The following is an 18,459-nucleotide window of genomic DNA, read 5'->3' as shown; positions in this document are numbered from 1 at the left end:
GCCGCTTTTTGATTGTTTTTGCGTCGAATTGTTAAAAAATTGACCGAATAGAAAGAAGTTACGAAAAAAGTATTGACAGTTTTTTAGTGACCCTTATAATTCGCCCCGCTGTCAGGGTAAAGCAATCGGTGAAGCGATTGTTTATCAGGATGGGGCTATAGCTCAGCTGGGAGAGCGCTTGCATGGCATGCAAGAGGTCAGCGGTTCGATCCCGCTTAGCTCCACCAAACCTGTCATGACTGAGTCCGGGTCCCCATCGTCTAGAGGCCTAGGACACCGCCCTTTCACGGCGGTAACAGGGGTTCGAATCCCCTTGGGGACGCCATCTTTTAAGTGCCTTTGGCATTAAGAAGAAGATCTTGTGGTATGCGTGAGTGCGAGTAAAACAGCGCAAGGGCAACACAAGGTAAACGTGACTTAGTTAACAGCGATTGAAATTTTGCGTCCCCATCGTCTAGAGGCCTAGGACACCGCCCTTTCACGGCGGTAACAGGGGTTCGAATCCCCTTGGGGACGCCACTTTCAATATGAACAACGGCACATGCCGTGAGATTGGCCGCCGTGAGGCGGTGCCCCAGGGACACCGCGCCAACCTTTGGCACGGCAATATCAGGGGTACGAATTCCCTTGGGGACGCCACTTTCAATAGCAACAGCAGTCCAGGGTCCCCATCGTCTAGAGGCCTAGGACACCGCCCTTTCACGGCGGTAACAGGGGTTCGAATCCCCTTGGGGACGCCACTTCTTGAATTCATACCTATTTCTCTGTTTGAGCGTTGCCGTGAAGGCGTTGTCTTGAGGACACCGCGCTGAACCTTTGGCACGGCGGTAACAGGGGTTCGAATCCCCTTGGGGACGCCACTTCTTGAAATCTTACCTGCCAACAATTCTTTTGTTTCAACATCCAAGTCGTTAAGTTGTTCGTATACAATGCCTTAAACCAAACAAGTTGAGTGAGGCGCCGGCATGGCAGTAACATCCCCCGTAGCAATAATCAGTGGTGCAAGCCAGCGACTTGGGCTGCATATGACCCGATCGTTGTTAGCCAACGGCTGGAAAGTGATAGTGCTGACACGCAGCTTCAGCGGAGAACTTGCTACGCTAACGAATGACACCGCCACAGACCCGAATAAGCTAATTGGTGTTGAGTTTGATGCACTTGATGACGCCAGCGTCAGTCACGCGATTGAGACTATCCAGCAGCACACTAAGCACATTGAGCTGTTACTCCACAATGCCTCTATTTATGAAAAAGACAGTGCCCATGAAGGGCAGCTGGAAGACTTCTACGACGCTCTTTATCAGATCCACATGAAGTTGCCCGCACGCCTTAATAGCAGCTTAAGCGAGCTGCTTGCGCAGAGCATTCTGGACCATGGCAATGTGATTCATATCACTGATATTTATGTCGATAATCCCAATGCTGACTATGCACTGTACTGCTCAACGAAAGCGGGCTCAGAAAACTTGATGAAGAGTTTTGCCAAGCGGCTGGCACCTAAGGTGCGGGTGAACGCGATTCAGCCGGGACCAGTTAAGTTTTTACCCGAGCATAGTGCGGGTGAACAATCTAAAGTCTTAGCAGAGACTCTGCTCGCGGTCGAGGGGGGCTTCGAAGCACTGGAAAAGGCGATCTACGCTATCCTCGACAACCATTATATGACCGCCAGCGTGGTTCGGGTAGACGGTGGCCGCTCGCTGGCCTAACTGGTGTCCCCACAAGGAAACAGGGTGAGTCGTCGGGCTCTGGTCTGTTGCTCGCTCCGCTGAGGCAATCACCTGACGAACATAGGGTTCAGTAAAGCATTCGAGGACGCTGAGGTTTAACTGACTTTGCTGGGCCAGGATATCAATATCAAGCGGCCGGTCTTTGATACTGCTTAGCGGATCTTTACGGTTCCGCCCCAGGCTTTCCTCAAGTTCATTGCACCAGCTTTTTAACTGCTCTGGTGTCCAGTTACTTCTTACCACGACCAGTGTGTTGAGGAATATTCGCTGGCTTTCAATCGAGACAGGCTCGGTTTCAATTATTGGCCACAGGATTATCTGCGCAAACTGTGCTTGCAGTTTGTGTAGCGCTGTCTGCAAATTAGAGGTGGGTTGCAGATTACTGCCAAGTCCGAGGAAGTAGCAATAGCGCGCTGTCATTCGCTGGCTGCCTGTTCAGCGATAGCCCGCAACTGGGGTTCCATGATATCAGCAATGGCCTCCTGGGCCTGCAGGTTGGGGTGAATGCCATCGCTTTGCATCAACCCGGGGTCAGTGGCAATATCAAGCATGAAAAAGGGCACCAGCTCGACATTATGCTGCTCGGCAATGTTAGCAAATAAGCTACGAAACTGATCCGTGTAGCGTGGACCCATATTGGGCGGGATCTCGATCTGGCTGAGTGCCACATGGATATCACGGTTTTGCAGATAGTGAATCATTTCGCTCAGGTTGCTGCGAATACTGTCGATTTGAAATCCACGTAAGCCGTCATTGCCGCCAAGTTCAATAAAAACGGCGTCTGGTTGATGGCGTTCGACCACCTCGGCAAGGCGTCTTAACCCGCCCTGAGTGGTGTCACCGCTAATACTGGCGTTAATAATACTGTACTCTGGATAGTCCTGTTGCCAGCGGCGTTCGATTTCAGCGACCCAGGTGTCGGCTTGAGAAATGCCATAGCCAGCACTCAGGCTGTCACCAAAAATTAAAAGTGAAACATTTGCGCTTGCCGGCCGTATAACCAGCAAAAGCACGAGCATTGAGCCGACATAAAGGAATTTTTTCATCATATGATTATTCAAACCACCGCTGTTTCGAAAAAAGTTGAGACCAGTGCAGGTCCACTCACCATTCTACACGCAATTACTCTTGCTATTAAAGCTGGTGAAAGCGTCGCCATTGTGGGGGCTTCCGGCTCTGGTAAATCCACCTTGTTGTCACTCCTGGCCGGGCTGGATATTGCTACTACAGGTCAGGTCCTTATAGATAACGAAAATTTAGGCGATTTGGATGAGGAGCAGCGGGCAAAAATACGCGCGGATAAAGTCGGTTTTATTTTTCAGTCATTTCTGTTGATTCCAAGCCTGACTGCACTGGAAAACGTCATGCTACCCGCCGAGCTGGCCGGGCGTAAAGATGCCGAAGCTCAGGCGCGGGAGTTGCTTGGCAAGGTCGGCCTGGGTGAACGTTTAACCCATTATCCGAATCAATTGTCTGGTGGTGAACAACAGCGCGTTGCTATTGCCCGGGCATTTATTGGCCAGCCTAAAATTCTCTTTGCTGATGAACCGACCGGTAATCTCGACAGCACCACCGGGCATACGGTGGAGGCATTACTGTTCGAGATGAACAAAGCACAGGGTACTACGCTGGTGATGGTCACTCACGACACCACGCTGGCACAAAAATGCGATCGCGTGCTGGAGATGCAGGCAGGTGAACTGAAGGAGCAGTCAGTCGATGTGGCATAAAATATCCTGGCGTTTACTACAGCATGAACTGAGACGTGGTGAACTGACGATCATGGCTGCAGCCATCGCGCTGTCGGTTTGCGCCGTCCTCTCGCTGTCGTTGTTTTCCGAGCGTCTGCAGGCTGGTTTACTGGAGCGAAGTGCAGAATTTCTTGCCGCGGATCGGGTGCTTCGTTCACGCGACGAAGTGAACACAGAGTGGTTGCAGCAAGCCAGCGACGAAGGCTTGCGCTGGGCACGGCGAACCAGTTTCAATTCAATGGCCTTTGCAGCGAGTGATATGGCACTGGTCGATATTAAAGCAGTCAGCAGCGAATACCCGTTGCGCGGCCAGCTTGAAGTCGGCAGTCAGGCATTCGCGGAAGGTGCGCCGACCGACGAGTTGCCTCAGTCCGGTGAAGCCTGGGTGGCGTCACAGCTTTTTCAGCGACTTGAATTAGCCTTGGGTGATACGCTTGAAATTGGTAACAGCGAATTCACCGTGACTCAGGTTCTGACCCACGAACCAGATTCCGGGCTGAATGTGTTTACTGACAGTCCAAATGTGTTGATTGGCTATGATGATCTCGCCGCGACTGGCTTGATTCAACCTGGTAGCCGGGTTAATTACCATTACTTATTTGCCGGCGACAACGCCGATATCGAACGTTTTGAAAGCTGGCTACTGCCACAACTCGATGATGTGACTCAGCGCTGGCAGGGAATCACCGACGGTGACACACCGCTGGCAAGCTCACTGCAGCGGGCTGAACAGTTCATGCTGCTGGCCAGCCTGCTGGGCGTGGTGTTAGCCGCCACAGCAGTGGCAGTCGCCGCTCAGCGCTATTGTCAGCGCAATTACGATGCGGTGGCCATTATGAAAACACTGGGTGGATCGCGCGGTCTGATTTCGCGTATTTTCACCCTCCATTTGTTGCTGTTGACGGTCTTTAGTATCGCCCTGGGTACGCTGCTGGGTTACCTGTTGCAGGCTGGCGTGATCTACTTTGTTGCTGCATATCTTGAACAAAGCCTGCCGGCCGCTGGTAGCGGTCCGTATGTTCTGGCCATCGGAACGGGCCTGCTCTGTGCGCTTATGTTCAGCCTCTATCCGTTACTGCGGCTGATTAAGGTTCCGCCATTGCGAGTGCTGCAACGTGACCTTGCGCAGTCGAGTCTGCGTGCCTGGCTGCAGTGGCTGATCGGGGGCGGCACTATTTATATATTAATGGTGGTGTATTCCTCCAGCTGGTTGCTGTCGGCAGCCTTGTTTGCCGGCGGGTCGATGGCGGTGCTGGTATTGCTCGGGATTAGTCGCCTGTTTATCCGCGCTAGTCGCACGGCAGGCATGCAGGCGGGCAGTAGTTGGCGTTTAGCAATGGCAGGAATGCAGCGTCGTGCCAAACAGAATTCAGTGCAGATGATTAGCTTTGCCACCGCCCTGATGCTTTTCCTGTTGGTTCTGGCGTTGCGTAACGAGCTGCTTGCTGACTGGCAAAATCAATTGCCCGATGATGCGCCTAATTATTTCGTCGTCAATGTCGCCGATGACCAGGTTGCCGAACTGAACGCTATGTTTGAGCGGGAACAGATCTCGGCGACTGATTTGTACCCGATTGTGCCGGGTCGGCTGATGGCGATTAACGATGAACTGGTGCGCGACGCAGTGAGCAAAGAAGAACGTGATGCCAGTGAGTTTCGGGAAGGCTTTGGCCGCGAGCTGCAGTTAACCTGGCGCGCTGATCTGCCACCGAATAATAACCTCACTGAGGGTAACTGGTTTAGCGAGGACGAGACAGGTTCAGTCTCTGTTGAGTCGCAAGTAGCGGAACGACTCAACCTGGCCGTGGGCGACGAGCTGCGCTTCTCGGTGGGGGGCGATGAGTTTAGTGTGCCGGTGAGTAGTATTCGTGAAGTCGACTGGAATACGATGCAGCCGAATTTCTATATGATTTTTGATCCGGCCACATTGCAGACCAGTTCGGCAACTTACATTGCCAGTTTTTATCTGGCGCCAGAGCGAAGCGATGAACTCTATGAACTGTTTCGTAACTTCCCCCAGGTCTCGCTGATTGATGTTGATACCATTATTGGTCAGTTGCGTGAAGTTATTGAGCAGGTCTCACTGGCGATTACTTTCGTACTGGTGCTGGTGGTCTTAGCGGGTGCGCTGGTGCTGGTGGCGCAGGTACAGGCGACCCTGGAAGAGCGCGAAAAGGAACTGGTGATTCTGCGCACCCTGGGTGCACCGGGCAAGTTACTGTCCCGGGCTGTGACTTATGAGTTTGTTATTTTAGGAGCGCTGGCGGGCCTTATTGCGGCGGTCGCGATGGAGTTGTCGGTGTTTCTGCTGCAAACCCAGGTCTTTGCGATGCAACCCAGTATCCACTGGCGTTTCTGGATTCTGGGGCCGGTATTAGGCGCCACCATTGTTGCCTTGTTAGGCAAGGCGGTCTGCGCCCGGCTACTGGCCCAGAATGCAGCGGGGCTGATCCGCCGGCTTAGCTGATGGCAGTGGTGGCTCGAGTTTACGCCTTGCAGCATTGTTGCAAGGCGTCTCGCACGGTACTGTGGCGGAATTCAAACCCGTGTTGCTGGATACGCTCCGGAAGTACTGCCTGACCGGTCAGGATCATATCGGCCATTTCACCGAGCAAGGCCCGCATTACCACAGCGGGAACCCGCAACAGACAAGGCCGGTTGAGTACCCGGGCCAGGGTGCGGCTGAATTCTTCATTGCTGACGGGGTTGGGCGCCGTAGCATTATATGGACCTTTGCATTCCTCGTTATTCAGCAGGTAAAGAATGAGATCGACCATGTCGTCGAGGTGAATCCATGACATCATTTGTTTACCATCGCCGATCGGGCCACCGAAGCCGAATTTAAATGGCAGAGCCATGCGCTGCAAGGCTCCGCCATCCTGGGCCAGCACGATACCGGTTCGCAGCAGACATACCCGGGTTTTGTCCGACTCGGCCTGTATCGCAAGGGCTTCCCAGTGGGCGCATAAACGATGAGTAAACTCATCGTGAACCTTGTGGCTGTCCTCGGTGACGGGCTCGCGACCCTGGCGACCATAGTAGCCAATAGCTGAACCGGAGATCAGCACCCCGGGTGGCTGATCACTGGCTTCGAACAAATGCGCTAATTGCTCAGTAATCTGCCAGCGGCTCTGTTCAATTCGTCGCTTCTGGCCATTACTCCAGCGTTTGTCTGCAATAGGCTCACCGGCTAAATTGATCACTGCATCAAACTGGTTGAGGTCGTTCAGCTCGCTGAGCTGAGTAATGACCTCGATATCATGGCCTAGTTTCTGATAGGCCTTGTTTGCGTTGCGGGTTAACACCGTTAACTGGTGCTGATTGCGTAATTTTTTATACAGCGCTGTCCCGATAAGACCGGTTGCGCCTGTTATTAATAGTTTCATGAACATGCCTATGTTGTTGTGCTCAGTGACTTGGTTCAAGTAAAGCAGCTTTTCGCTCACATTGCTCAAACGCATCAGCTTGCGTACACTGTTTTCATTGTCGTGCATAGCCAGCGCTTAACCTCAGTAAGGATTACGATGAACAACTCAGCTCAGATTACTTCGGCCGGAAAGATATTGTTTACCATGGCTGCCATTGTGGTGGTTCTGGCAGGTGTGCAGGCCGCCAGTGTCGTCGTCGTACCGGTTTTGCTGGCATTGTTTATAGCGATTATTTGTCACCCGTTGATTGAATGGTTTCATCGCCAGGGTCTACCGCGTTTTCTGGCCTTACTGCCGGTCGTCGGAGTCATTGCGATCATTGTTTTATTGCTGACAGGGTTGGTTGTACAGTCCGTCAATGAATTTACCCAGAAGCTGCCAGAGTATCGCGACCGCAGCGCCGCCCAGTTTGAATGGTTAGTGGCGCAGGCTGAATCCTACAATATTTCGCTCAACTGGGAACTGTTGCAGTCCCAGCTCGACCCGTCCCGCGCCATTAACCTCACCGTGAATATGCTCAGCGGTGTCGGTAACTTCATGGCCAGTTTCGTTATCGTGTTATTAATTATGGTGTTTATGATAGGCGAAGCGCGCATAGTGCCAGCTAAAATACGCCTTGCCATTAAACATCCGGAACGGACGATGGGCAATGTCGGTGCAATTTTGCATGCCATCAATAAGTACCTGGCACTGAAGACGCTGATCAGTTTGTTTACCGGGGTGCTGATAGGGTTTAGTTTATGGCTGATGAACATTGACCACTATTTACTCTGGGGTGTGGTCGCCTTTCTGTTTAATTACATTCCAAATATTGGTTCTATTCTCGCCTCTGTGCCTGCGATAATTATGGCCTTGATCCAATACAACCCATGGATTGCCGGTGCCGTTGCGCTGCTTTATCTGGCGGTGAATGTCATTATGGGTAACATTATTGAACCGAGAGTGATGGGCCGTGGACTTGGTCTTTCTACTCTGGTCGTGTTCTTATCTTTGTTGTTCTGGGGCTGGATGCTGGGCCCCGTCGGTATGCTGCTGTCGGTTCCTTTAACCATGGTTGTGAAGATTGCCTTAATGGAGAGCGATAGTACACGTTGGCTGGCAATTGCACTCGCTGGTGATGAAATTCTGAGAATGGCCGATAACGAAAAAGGAAGCGGGGCTGCAAGTCTCGAAAATACACACGTCATGGCTGAACCGGCGGAAACGAAAAGGCAGTAAAGCCAGGAGCTAACCTAGTGTCGAGTAACATGGTCCCGGAAAATACAGTCTCACAAGGACGGTCTGCACAGAATAGCCGGGTTAAAACAGGGCCGGATGTATTCCGCCAGCGACAGTCGGATGTGCAGAACGATGCGCGCCTTGCCAGCATGCGCAATGCCCCGCGCGCTGAACTGACACGGGTCACCAATGACCAGATCAACCGTATTGGTCCTCCACCGCCTGAGATCAATCAGGGAGCCTCGATGGAAAGCGGTGTTAATAAGCCCCGCGGAGTCGGGGCCGTGGGTAACCTGATAGACGCCTGGGCCTAGCAGGCGCCTTTTTTAAGTACTACTTAATGGTAGCTGCTTTCATGTTGCCAATAAATTCAGCAAGACTCGCCAGCATTGCCGTTTTGTCATCCAGATGCTGTTCAATCCGCTGAACCACCGCCGAGCCACTGATAGCGCCGGCCGCCCCAGCCTCAATAGCCTGGCGAACGTGCTCTGGCGCCGAAATTCCGAAACCAAGCACCGCCGGCGCGCCTCCCTGTTGCCTGAGGTAGTCAATTAGCTTACCTGCAGGTAGCTGAAGCGTTGCATTAGCGCCGGTCACACCGGCACGACTAAGCAGGTAGATATAACCCTGGCTATGGGCCGCAATACGCTGCAATGTCATCGGAGTCGCGTCAGGTGGCGCAATAAAAACCTGGGCGATATGGGCCTGGTTAGCCGCCTGTTGAAAAGTTTTGCCTTCCCGCACTGGGATATCAGCCGCCAATACTGAATCCACTCCGTTTTCGGCGCAGCGCTGGTAAAAATGCTCGCGTCCCTGAGCCATAATCAGATTGCCATAGACCAGCAAGCCAATTGGGATGTCGGCGTTGTACTGGCGAATACGTTTGAGCAACGCAAAACACTTATCGACGGACATCTGCGCCTGCAGCGCCCGGATCGATGCACGTTGAATGGTCGGGCCGTCGGCGACAGGGTCAGAAAACGGAAAGCCCAGCTCGAGTGCATCGGCACCGTTATCAATCAGTGTTTTTATAATCGCTTCACTTTGTTCAAGATCCGGGTCACCTAAAGTCACAAACGGAATAAAGGCACCCTGGCCGGCTTCACCGAGGCGTTTGAACATAGCGGCATAGCGTTCGCTAACAAAGGGTGTCTGACTCATTTCGACGCCTCCTGGCTGGCAAATATTTTACGTACATGATCAATGTCCTTGTCGCCACGGCCGGATAGGTTGACCAGCAAAATTTGTGGTTCTTTACTGGTTTCAGCGACCTTGATGGCATAGGCGAGGGCGTGAGCACTTTCCAGCGCGGGAATAATCCCTTCATGGGCACTTAGCAATTTAAAAGCCTCTAACGCTTCATCGTCAGTGACCGAGACATACTGGGCGCGGCCGGTGGCATGCAGATGAGCGTGTTGAGGGCCGACCCCCGGGTAGTCAAGCCCGGCTGATACTGAATACGACTCTTCAATCTGACCTTCATCGGTCTGCATTAAAAACGAGTAGCAACCGTGCAACAGACCCGGTTTTCCGGCGCTCAGCGTAGCACCATGCTGCATCGAACTAAGCCCTTTGCCGCCCGGCTCGACCCCCGTTAAACGAACCTCACGTTCGTTGATAAAGTCGGCAAACATGCCAATTGCATTGGAGCCGCCGCCAACACAGGCAATCACTTCGTCTGGCAGGCGCCCGGCCTGATCGATTATCTGCCGTTTCGATTCCTCACCAATCATACGGTGGAATTCACGCACAATGGTCGGGAAGGGGTGTGGCCCAGCGGCGGTACCAAGTAAATAATGTGTGCTTTGATAGCTTGCCGTCCAGTCGCGCAAGGCTTCATTAACGGCGTCTTTCAACGTGCCACTACCACTGTCAACGGGTACCACCTTAGCCCCCATCAGCTCCATGCGGAAGACATTAGGCTGCTGCCGTTCAACATCCTTCTTGCCCATATAAATAATACATTCCAGGTCGAGCAGGGCGCACGCCAATGCAGTCGCCGTACCATGCTGACCGGCGCCGGTTTCGGCAATAATACGGTGTTTACCCATGCGTTTGGCCAATAATGCCTGACCGAGTACCTGATTGGTTTTGTGGGCGCCGCCATGCAGCAGATCTTCGCGTTTCAGGTAGATCTTACTGCGCCCGGTGCGGGGCAGGTTGCGGCACAGGCTTAGTGGCGTTGGACGACCCAGGTAATTCTTCAACAGGTCGTTAAATTCAGCTCGAAACAGGTCGTCCTGCTGAGCGTCAATAAATGCCTGCTCGAGCTGGTCCAGTGCAGGTAATAGAATTTCAGGTACATACTGACCACCAAACTCTCCGAAATAAGGGTCCAGCTTTTTGTCTTGACTACTCATGAGTTGATGTCCTTTGAACTAAGCGAAGAAAGTGTTTGAGCGGAACTGCGAAAATAATGACTCAAACGGGTAAAGACTAAATTAAGTGCGGCTGCATCTTTTTGACCTGGCTTGTATTCGACTGCTGAGTTTAGATCCAGCCCCCGACAGCCAGTTGCCATCGCGTCGCGGACGTTGTCAGCACCAATACCGCCAGCCAACAGACATTGCTGGCGCTGGGTCTCGGTCAGTGTATTCAGTTTTTGCCAGTCAAATGACTGGCCACTGCCACCACGGCCATTGTCGAGCACCAGACGCTCCACTGGCCAGTTAAAAAAGTCTGCGGCCTCCTGGTTAGCCATGTCGATGGCATACCAAAGGGCGGTGGTCGTGGGGAGTTGCTGGCGCACTGCTTCGACCACCGCAAGGGGCTGCTGACCATGCAGTTGAATAGCACTCAATGGCAGTGACTCGGCTAACTGAACGATATCGTTCACTGCATCAGTGGTCACCACAGCGACATAATCCAGCGCGGGTACTTGCTGGCAAATGCCTTTGGCCTGGGTGATAGTGAGTTGACGCGGCGAGCCTTCGGCGAAGATAAGACCGCCGTAGCGGGCACCCGCTGTTGCCGCCATGAGCGCGTCGGCAGGTGAGGTAAGACCGCACACTTTATGCTCGCCATAAATCAGTTGGCGGCAGGCGCGGTCAATATCAGCCTGGGCGGTTAAATGGCTACCGACCAGGAAGCCGTCGACGAAAGCGCCGAGCGCGCGCACCTGGCTGTGTTCAGTAATACCGGATTCTGCAATCAGCAAGGCGTCTTTCGGCGCGAGTGCGGCCAGACGCTGACTGCGATTCAGGTCAATACTGAGATCATGCAGGTTACGATGATTAATGCCAATAACAGGCGCGTTTAATGCAGCAGCCCGGTGCATTTCTGCTTCCGTACTAACTTCGGTTAGTACCTCAAGACCGAGCTTGCCAGCCAGGTCACTTAAGGTTCGATAGTCGTCATCATCAAGTATTGAGAGCATCAGCAGCACCGCGTCAGCACCAAAGTAGCGGGCAAGATACAACTGCAGCGGCTCCACGATAAAGTCCTTGCACAGGACCGGAATTTGCACTTCGCGGCTGACCGCCTGCAAATAGGCAAAATCCCCTTCAAAGTAGTCAGGCTCGGTCAGTACCGAAATTGCCGCGGCATGAGGCTGATAGATCCGGGCGATAGCAACCGGATCAAAGTCGGCCCGGATCAGACCTTTCGATGGCGAGGCCTTTTTGCATTCAAGAATAAACCCTTTGTCGCTACGTCGTAACTGGCCTGTGAGGCTGCGACGGGGCCGCTGCTGCTGTTGAATTGCCTGATATAGTCCGGCCTGGGAATACACCTCAGCCAGTTCAGCAATACGCTGGCGACGCTGAGTGACTATTTGCTGCAGAATACTTGGCTGCTGCGAGTTAGTTGCTGGCCTGTTCATAGTGCAACTCCGTATTGCATGTGTTGCAGGTGGGTTGCCACGGCGCCGCTATCAATATGGGTCAGCGCTTCCTCGGTCGCGTCTTTAAAGTTGTCGGCACGGCCCGTCATATGAAGCAGAGCGGCTACGTTCATTGCAATCGCATGACGATGCGCTGAGGGTCCTTCGCCACGGAATACTTCGTTCAGCAAGCGGGCGTTCATATTCGCATCGCCGCCCTTAAGGTCACTGACCGGGGCGGGCGAAACACCAAAATCAGCCGGTGTCAGTTCATAGCTGCTTACGTCAGCACCATTCACTTCCACCACTTTGGTTGGTGCATGCAGTGCCAGCTCATCGAGACCGCTGCCGTGCACCACCATGGCCCGCTTACAACCGAGAAGCTGCAAGGTCTGCGCAACCGGTTCACACAGTTCAGGCCGGTACACGCCGAGCAATTGCACGTCGGGCTGGGCCGGGTTTATCAGCGGCCCTAACAGGTTAAACAGGGTCCGTGTTTTCAGTTCCTGGCGCGCCGGCATGGCGTGTTTAAAGCCAGGATGGTAATGGGGGGCAAAGAGAAAACAAAAGTTGTAATTATCGAGCATGCTACGCGCTTCATCCGGTGGCCCGTCGAGCGGTATTTTCATCGCTTCCAGCACATCCGCTGAGCCCGACCGGGAGGACACGCTTCTATTACCATGCTTAGCTACCGCGACGCCCATACTGGCAGCGACAACGGCGGCGGCGGTGGAAATATTGATCGTATTGGAGCCATCACCGCCAGTGCCGCAGGTATCGGCAATGGTGTAGTCAGGGCGTGGGAACGGCTTAGCCGCCCGGCGCAATGCCTGTGCGGCGCCAGCTATCTCAGCTGGGGTTTCTCCACGAATTTTCATCGCCAGCAGCATGCCAGCGATCTGTGCGTCGGTCATCCGCCCCTGGATCAGGTAGGAGAACATGGTGTCTGTCTCAACCTGGTCGAGTACTTCACCGTTTAAAACCCGGGCTAGTTGTTGCATGTCAGACGCTCCGCTTGAGTTAGTAAAAAGTTTGCTGTGGCGTGTAATAGGCTGCTGCCTTGAGTGGTCATAATCGACTCCGGATGAAACTGATAACCAATGCAGGCGTTTATCTGATCATAGGCGGCCATGGGGATGTCATCGACCTGCGCAATAACAGTCAGCGACTCGGGCACTTTTATTGCCTGCAACGAATGGTAACGGGCGATCTGCAGTGGTGAGCCAAGGCCGGCAAAGACCGGATGCTCGCTAAGCTGCATTAAACTGGTCTTGCCGTGCATGATCTGTCGGCTGCGTCCAACCTCACCGCCAGCCTGGTGAACCATAGCCTGGAAACCAAGGCAAATGCCAAGTAGCGGAAAGCGGCCACGACACAGCTGCAGCAGCTCAAGCAAACATCCGGCGGCACTGGGGTGACCGGGGCCGGGTGACAGGCAAAGCATAACCGGCTCGTTGAGGGCTGCTTTTTCCATGTGCCGGAAAATCTCGTCGGCACTCAACTGGTTGCGATAGACCTCAAGACTAAAGCCAAGTTGTGCCAGTTCATCGACCAGGTTGTAGGCAAAACTATCCTGATTATCGAGAAGAAATATACGACCTTTGTGTAGGTTCATGCCAGTTGGCCTCCCTGTTGACTGCGGCGAATGGCATTCAGTACTGCCCGGGCTTTGTTTTCAGTTTCGTTGGTTTCTGCGCTTGGGTCTGAATCATAGACCACCCCGGCGCCAGCCTGCACCACCGCCATTCCATCGCGAACCAGGGCAGAGCGGATAACAATGCAGGTGTCCATGTCGCCGTCGCCGTTAAGGTAACCGACCGCACCGCCGTAACTTCCACGACGTTGTTGTTCGACCTGGCGGATCAGACGGCTGGCACTGAGTTTCGGCGCGCCGGTCAGGGTTCCCATATTCATACAGGCGCGGTATGCGTCCAGCGCATCCAGCTCAGGGCGCAGTTGGGCGACTACCCGAGAGACTAAATGCATCACATGTGAATAGCGGTCCACCTGCAACAGGTCCGCCACGTAGCGGCTACCGGTAACTGCGATACGTGCCAAATCATTTCGTGCCAGGTCCACTAACATCATATGCTCGGCCAGCTCTTTTTGATCATTGCGCAGCTCAAGTTCAATTCGTGAGTCTAAATCCGCGCTGACGTTACCCTCTTTATCTTTTCCGCGTATACGAGTACCTGCAATGGGGTAAAGCTCGACCTGATTGGTCGCGGCTGTATATTTGAGAGCCGATTCGGGCGATGCACCGAAAAGTTCGAAATCGAGTGTTTTCAGGTAAAACATGTAGGGGCTTGGGTTTTCAACTTTGAGCTGCTGGTAAGCGGCGAGCGCATGTGGGCAGGGCAACTTAAATTCGCGGGACGGTACCACCTGGAAAATATCACCGGCGACAATGGATTCTTTAAGTGTTTCAACATGACGGGCAAAGGTTGCCCGGTCCGGTGTTGCCTGAATGGTTGCAGGCGTTTCGCTGGTCACCGGGCTGACTGGCTTTGGCCGTTGTAAACGGGCGCTTAGTTCGCCCATGCGCTGATACAGCCGTTCTTCGCGTTGCGCCAGATTGTCGCCGCCGATGAGTGTCGCGATAAGCTCAGTACGCTGCGCCTGGTGGTCCATGACAATCAGGCTTTCGGCAAAATAGAACTGATAATCCGGGCAGTTGTTATGGCCGGCACTGACCGCGGGTAAATCTTCGAAACTGGCGATCAGGTCGTAGCCGAAGACGCCGCCGAGAAACACTGCAAACGGGTGCGCTCGGGTGCTTTCTAACTGTTGTAAAAGGCGCAGTGGGGTCAGGTTTCCCGGAGCCTGCAATCGGGCATCCTCATTCAGGTGAATGGGGGCTTGCGGACAATGAATGCTCAACTCGGTGCCATTACGCTGAAGTGTAAACTGGTCGCCGTGCTGCTCCAGCAGTTGCTGTTGAAGATAGTCGAGTAACGGCGTGCCATTGTCACTCAGTGCGCTGACTTCAACCTGCAGCCCGTCACAGCGAATACGCAGCGCAGCATCCACCATCAGCAAACTTTTCAGGTTTTGTTTCGAATCGACTTCGGCTGATTCGAGTAAGAGGTGCTCCCCATCCTTAGTGGCCAGTGTATTTAGCACGCTCAGGGGTTCGGCCTGGTAGTCGAGGCGAATAGAAATAGGTTCTACAAAACCAAGTTGTATATCTTTTGCCGGCTGCATTGTATTTTCCCGAATCTAATAAGTGATTGTCGTCGCCTGCCTCTGCCGGGCTCAATAAAAAAGCCCGCAAAGGTTGCGGGCTTTTTTATTGATTTTCTTTTCGTTGCTGACGCTAGGCTCTGGTTGGCGCTAACGTGCTTGGTTGCAGACAAAAAGATAACAACAGCACCCGCATAGTTGCGTGATGCCACCACCAACGGTTAGGTTGGTTGTTGTGCACTGTTGTTGAATCGATTTGCATGATTTTCATCGCGAATCCGCTTTAGTCTGCTGAAAATTTCCTGAGTACGGATCAGGAAGTTGTCTATGTTGGCTATACCTTACCCACGGAGACTGAGGCTGTCAATACTGAATGGATGATTAAACAGGCGTATACGCGTATGATAGTGGGATGAAAATTGATTTACATATGCACAGCACTGCGTCGGATGGCAGCCTGACGCCTGGCGAATTGGTAGAGCGTGCACACAACCTCCATGTCGAAGTGATCTCAATAACCGATCATGACAGCGTGGCCGGTATTGCAGAAGCTCGTCAGCGGGCGGCCAAACTGACTGGCGGCGTGGTGCCACAGATAGTGACAGGCATTGAGCTTAGTAGTCGCTGGCAGGGGCATGAAATTCACGTCCTGGGTTGGTGTTTCGATCTTGACAATACAGCGCTAACTGAGTTGATTGCGGCTCAGCAAATGGCACGTCAGGAACGGGCTGAGCAGATGATAGACAAATTGAGTAAACAGCAAATTGACGAAGGTTGTTTGCAGTCAGTGCGGGCGCGACAGGACAATGCTGATGAGGTGATTACCCGTAAGCATTTGGCGGATGCTCTGGTTGCTGGCGGTTATGTGGCGACGGTGGATGAAGCATTCAAACGTTACTTAGGTAAGGGCAACTGTGCGTATGTGGCCCCTCAGTGGTGTAGCCTGGAAGATGCGGTTGGCGCTATTCAGGCGGCGGGTGGTGTTACCTCGCTGGCCCATCCACTGGCGTATCAGTTGAGTAGTAAATGGCTGAAACGATTGCTCGCTGCCTATAAAGATGTCGGCGGCGAAGCGCTTGAGGTGGCCAGTGGTCAACAGGCGCCGCAGCAACGCATGCAGTTAGCGCAGCTGGCAAATGACTATACGCTGCTGAGCAGTGTAGGTTCTGATTTCCATGGCCCTGGCCGCTGGCGCGAGCTAGGCCGTAATTTGAGTTTGCCGGATGGCTGCCGACCCGTTTGGCAGCACTGGGATCTGAGTACCTTAGTTAGGGATCAAAGGCATTAAGTTTATGAGTGAATACCTGTACATTCATCCGCAAGACCCACAGCCGCGTTTAATTAAACAAGCAGTCGAAATGATCCGGCAAGGCGCGGTAGTCATTTATCCGACCGACTCTGGCTATGCCATTGGCTGCCAGATAGGCGATAAGAATTCGTTGATGCAGATTTGCCGGATTCGCGATATCGACAAGGACCATAATTTCACCTTAATGGTACGTGACCTGTCGGAACTCTCGGTGTACGCGCGGGTTGATAATCAGGCGTTTCGTTTGATTAAGAACAATACCCCGGGGGGTTATACTTTTATTCTTAAAGGAACCAAAGAGGTGCCTAAACGGCTATTGAACCCAAAACGTAAAACCATAGGTTTGCGGGTGCCGGCGAATCCAATAGCGCAGGCATTGTTGGCTGAATTAAATGAGCCTTTGATGTCGACCAGCTTAATCTTGCCAGGCAATGAAATGGCAGAATCAGACCCGTATGAAATTGAACAGCGCTTAGGCAATCAGGTTGGGGTGATCATTGACGGTGGCCATATTGGCGAGCAACCGACCACAGTAATTGACATGGCCGATGGCGATGTTAGCGTGCTGCGGGAAGGGCAGGGCGACCCGGGCCCCTTTGCGGATTAACAGTACGGAACAGGAGTTCATAAGTGGCTGAACAGCAGTCCTTGCCCTTAGGCTTTGTGCGTGGCGAACCGGTACTGGAACGTCCGGAAAACCTGTATATTCCGCCAGATGCTCTGGAACTGATGCTGGATGCATTCAGTGGCCCGATGGACCTGTTGTTGTACCTGATCCGACGCGATCAGATGAATATTCTGGACTTACCTATTCTCGATGTGATTCGCCAGTACATGACCTACGTCGACCTGATGCGCGAATTGAAGCTGGAACTGGCTGCCGACTATCTGGTGATGGCCGCCATGCTGGCTGAAATTAAAAGCCGCTTGCTGCTACCGCGGCCGCCGGCAGAAGATGACGAGGAAGATGACCCCAGGGCAGAGTTAATCCGCCGCCTGAAAGAATATGAGATTATTCGCCAGGGCGCGATGGAGCTGGACAGCCAGCCTCAGCAGGAGCGCGACTTTTTTATTGGGAGTGCGCTGGTTCAGGCCGACGACAGCGAACCAGAGCCGCCGCAAGTTGGGTTAGATGACTTAGTAACGGCGATGCGCGCGGTGATGCGCCAAATCGATGTAACCCAGCATCATCATGTCAGTCGTGAAACCTTGTCGACGCGTGAGCGCATGAGTAGCATATTGGATCGGCTGCAAAGCCAGCCGCGGCTCCAGTTCCAGCAGCTTTTCGAGGTCGCTGAAGGGCGTGCCGGGGTAGTGGTTAGCTTTCTGGCGTTATTGGAACTGAATAAAGAGGGCATGATCCGGCTCACCCAGGCAGAAAATTTTTCAATGATTTATGTGGATGCAAAATGATCAAAGACAGTCAGTTAAAACAGCTGGTTGAAGCGGCATTGTTTGCTGCTAATGAAGCAATCACATTGGATCAGCTGATGCAGGGCGCGTTGTCCGGATATAAGCTGAACCGCCCTCGCTTGCGCCAGATCCTGGATGAATTAATAGCAGATTACCAGGAGCGTGGGGTACAATTGGTGGAAGTGGCCTCAGGCTACCGGTTTCAGACCCGTGCCGAACTGGCACCGGCTTTGGCAAATATGTGGCAGGAGCGGTCCCCACGTTACTCTGCGGCATTGCTGGAAACGCTGGCATTGATTGCCTGGCGTCAGCCGGTCACCCGCGGAGAGATTGAGGCGGTGCGGGGAGTTTCTGTCAGCACTCAGATTATGCGAACCTTGCAGGAACGTGGCTGGGTAAAGGTAGTGGGGCAGAAAGAAGTCCCGGGACGGCCGTCGTTGTATGCAACCACGAAAGCATTTTTAGATTATTTTTCTTTACAATCCATAGCGGATCTTCCGGCACTGGCAGCAGAACGCCCAGAGCTTGAAGCACTGGCCGAACCACAAGCGGCCGATCACGAACCAGACACGCGAGAGCGTGGCGAAACCAAGGCGACATTGCATTAACT

Annotated in this window: 17 protein-coding genes, 4 tRNA genes and 1 pseudogene; 13 read left to right on the top strand and 9 right to left on the bottom strand. The window is 53.2% G+C overall.

Features of this window, described 5'->3' with window-relative positions; all coding sequences use genetic code 11:
• Window positions 1-151: 151 nt before the first annotated feature.
• From CWE12_RS11345 to CWE12_RS11325, 5 genes are all read left to right on the top strand, one after another.
• Window positions 152-227: transfer RNA gene (locus tag CWE12_RS11345), tRNA-Ala, on the top strand.
• 22 nt (window positions 228-249) lie between these two features.
• Window positions 250-325, top strand: a tRNA-Glu gene (locus tag CWE12_RS11340).
• A 118-nt stretch (window positions 326-443) separates the two neighbouring features.
• Window positions 444-519: transfer RNA gene (locus CWE12_RS11335), tRNA-Glu, on the top strand.
• Between the two features lie 145 nt (window positions 520-664).
• Window positions 665-740, top strand: a tRNA-Glu gene (locus tag CWE12_RS11330).
• Window positions 741-965: 225 nt separating this feature from the next.
• On the top strand, window positions 966-1,706 hold the full coding sequence (locus CWE12_RS11325) for an SDR family NAD(P)-dependent oxidoreductase (RefSeq protein ID WP_126789825.1): 741 nt from the start codon (window positions 966-968) through the stop codon (window positions 1,704-1,706).
• A 123-nt stretch (window positions 1,707-1,829) separates the two neighbouring features.
• On the opposite strand, the pseudogene folK reads toward CWE12_RS11325, so the two are convergent.
• Together folK and CWE12_RS11315 are read right to left on the bottom strand one after the other, a co-directional pair.
• Window positions 1,830-2,147, bottom strand: a pseudogene (gene folK, locus CWE12_RS13680) (2-amino-4-hydroxy-6-hydroxymethyldihydropteridine diphosphokinase); the annotation flags it as partial.
• Window positions 2,144-2,776 carry an arylesterase gene (locus CWE12_RS11315; protein WP_241984200.1) on the bottom strand — a complete coding sequence of 211 codons (633 nt, stop codon included), beginning with the start codon at window positions 2,774-2,776 and terminating at the stop codon, window positions 2,144-2,146. The pseudogene folK and the gene CWE12_RS11315, both read right to left, overlap by 4 nt.
• On the opposite strand from CWE12_RS11315, the gene CWE12_RS11310 reads away from it, so the two are divergent.
• Entirely contained in the window at window positions 2,777-3,457 is a 681-nt protein-coding gene (locus CWE12_RS11310) for an ABC transporter ATP-binding protein (protein ID WP_126789823.1), read from the top strand.
• Window positions 3,447-5,945: an ABC transporter permease gene (locus tag CWE12_RS11305; RefSeq protein WP_126789822.1), complete on the top strand. Its 2,499-nt coding sequence runs from the start codon at window positions 3,447-3,449 to the stop codon at window positions 5,943-5,945. Before CWE12_RS11310 ends, CWE12_RS11305 begins: the two co-directional genes overlap by 11 nt.
• A 19-nt stretch (window positions 5,946-5,964) precedes the next feature.
• Here CWE12_RS11305 and CWE12_RS11300 read toward each other — a convergent pair whose 3' ends face one another.
• On the bottom strand, window positions 5,965-6,864 hold the full coding sequence (locus CWE12_RS11300; protein WP_126789821.1) for a TIGR01777 family oxidoreductase: 900 nt from the start codon (window positions 6,862-6,864) through the stop codon (window positions 5,965-5,967).
• A gap of 138 nt (window positions 6,865-7,002) precedes the next feature.
• On the opposite strand from CWE12_RS11300, the gene CWE12_RS11295 reads away from it, so the two are divergent.
• Both CWE12_RS11295 and CWE12_RS11290 read left to right on the top strand, forming a co-directional pair.
• Window positions 7,003-8,124, top strand: a complete 1,122-nt coding sequence (locus CWE12_RS11295) for an AI-2E family transporter (RefSeq protein ID WP_157981968.1) — start codon at window positions 7,003-7,005, stop codon at window positions 8,122-8,124.
• A 17-nt stretch (window positions 8,125-8,141) separates the two neighbouring features.
• Entirely contained in the window at window positions 8,142-8,438 is a 297-nt protein-coding gene (locus CWE12_RS11290; protein ID WP_126789820.1) for a hypothetical protein, read from the top strand.
• A gap of 19 nt (window positions 8,439-8,457) precedes the next feature.
• Here CWE12_RS11290 and trpA read toward each other — a convergent pair whose 3' ends face one another.
• From trpA to CWE12_RS11260, 6 genes are read right to left on the bottom strand one after another with little or no spacing between them, the layout of a single operon-like run.
• Complete coding sequence (gene trpA / locus CWE12_RS11285; RefSeq protein ID WP_126789819.1) at window positions 8,458-9,285, bottom strand: tryptophan synthase subunit alpha; 828 nt, start codon at window positions 9,283-9,285, stop codon at window positions 8,458-8,460.
• On the bottom strand, window positions 9,282-10,484 hold the full coding sequence (gene trpB / locus CWE12_RS11280; RefSeq protein WP_126789818.1) for a tryptophan synthase subunit beta: 1,203 nt from the start codon (window positions 10,482-10,484) through the stop codon (window positions 9,282-9,284). The genes trpA and trpB overlap by 4 nt, the downstream gene beginning before the upstream one ends.
• Window positions 10,481-11,944 carry a bifunctional indole-3-glycerol-phosphate synthase TrpC/phosphoribosylanthranilate isomerase TrpF gene (gene trpCF / locus CWE12_RS11275; protein ID WP_126789817.1) on the bottom strand — a complete coding sequence of 488 codons (1,464 nt, stop codon included), beginning with the start codon at window positions 11,942-11,944 and terminating at the stop codon, window positions 10,481-10,483. The genes trpB and trpCF overlap by 4 nt, the downstream gene beginning before the upstream one ends.
• Window positions 11,941-12,945, bottom strand: a complete 1,005-nt coding sequence (gene trpD / locus CWE12_RS11270) for an anthranilate phosphoribosyltransferase (protein ID WP_126789816.1) — start codon at window positions 12,943-12,945, stop codon at window positions 11,941-11,943. Before trpD ends, trpCF begins: the two co-directional genes overlap by 4 nt.
• On the bottom strand, window positions 12,933-13,559 hold the full coding sequence (locus CWE12_RS11265; protein WP_126789815.1) for an anthranilate synthase component II: 627 nt from the start codon (window positions 13,557-13,559) through the stop codon (window positions 12,933-12,935). Before CWE12_RS11265 ends, trpD begins: the two co-directional genes overlap by 13 nt.
• Window positions 13,556-15,148, bottom strand: coding sequence for an anthranilate synthase component 1 (locus CWE12_RS11260; protein WP_126789814.1), 1,593 nt, complete (start codon window positions 15,146-15,148; stop codon window positions 13,556-13,558). The genes CWE12_RS11265 and CWE12_RS11260 overlap by 4 nt, the downstream gene beginning before the upstream one ends.
• Window positions 15,149-15,539: 391 nt before the next feature.
• Between CWE12_RS11260 and CWE12_RS11255 the strand changes: the two genes are divergently transcribed.
• From CWE12_RS11255 to scpB, 4 genes are read left to right on the top strand one after another with little or no spacing between them, the layout of a single operon-like run.
• On the top strand, window positions 15,540-16,415 hold the full coding sequence (locus tag CWE12_RS11255; protein ID WP_126789813.1) for a PHP domain-containing protein: 876 nt from the start codon (window positions 15,540-15,542) through the stop codon (window positions 16,413-16,415).
• A gap of 4 nt (window positions 16,416-16,419) precedes the next feature.
• Window positions 16,420-17,043, top strand: coding sequence for an L-threonylcarbamoyladenylate synthase (locus tag CWE12_RS11250; protein WP_126789812.1), 624 nt, complete (start codon window positions 16,420-16,422; stop codon window positions 17,041-17,043).
• A 23-nt stretch (window positions 17,044-17,066) separates the two neighbouring features.
• Window positions 17,067-17,849 carry a segregation and condensation protein A gene (locus CWE12_RS11245; RefSeq protein WP_126789811.1) on the top strand — a complete coding sequence of 261 codons (783 nt, stop codon included), beginning with the start codon at window positions 17,067-17,069 and terminating at the stop codon, window positions 17,847-17,849.
• Window positions 17,846-18,457, top strand: a complete 612-nt coding sequence (scpB, locus tag CWE12_RS11240) for an SMC-Scp complex subunit ScpB (protein WP_126789810.1) — start codon at window positions 17,846-17,848, stop codon at window positions 18,455-18,457. The genes CWE12_RS11245 and scpB overlap by 4 nt, the downstream gene beginning before the upstream one ends.
• The last annotated feature ends 2 nt before the right edge of the window (window positions 18,458-18,459 follow it).

Source organism: Aliidiomarina sedimenti (genome assembly GCF_003986955.1).
In the GTDB taxonomy this organism is placed as follows: domain Bacteria; phylum Pseudomonadota; class Gammaproteobacteria; order Enterobacterales; family Alteromonadaceae; genus Aliidiomarina; species Aliidiomarina sedimenti.
This window is presented reverse-complemented; position numbering and strand designations above follow the sequence as displayed.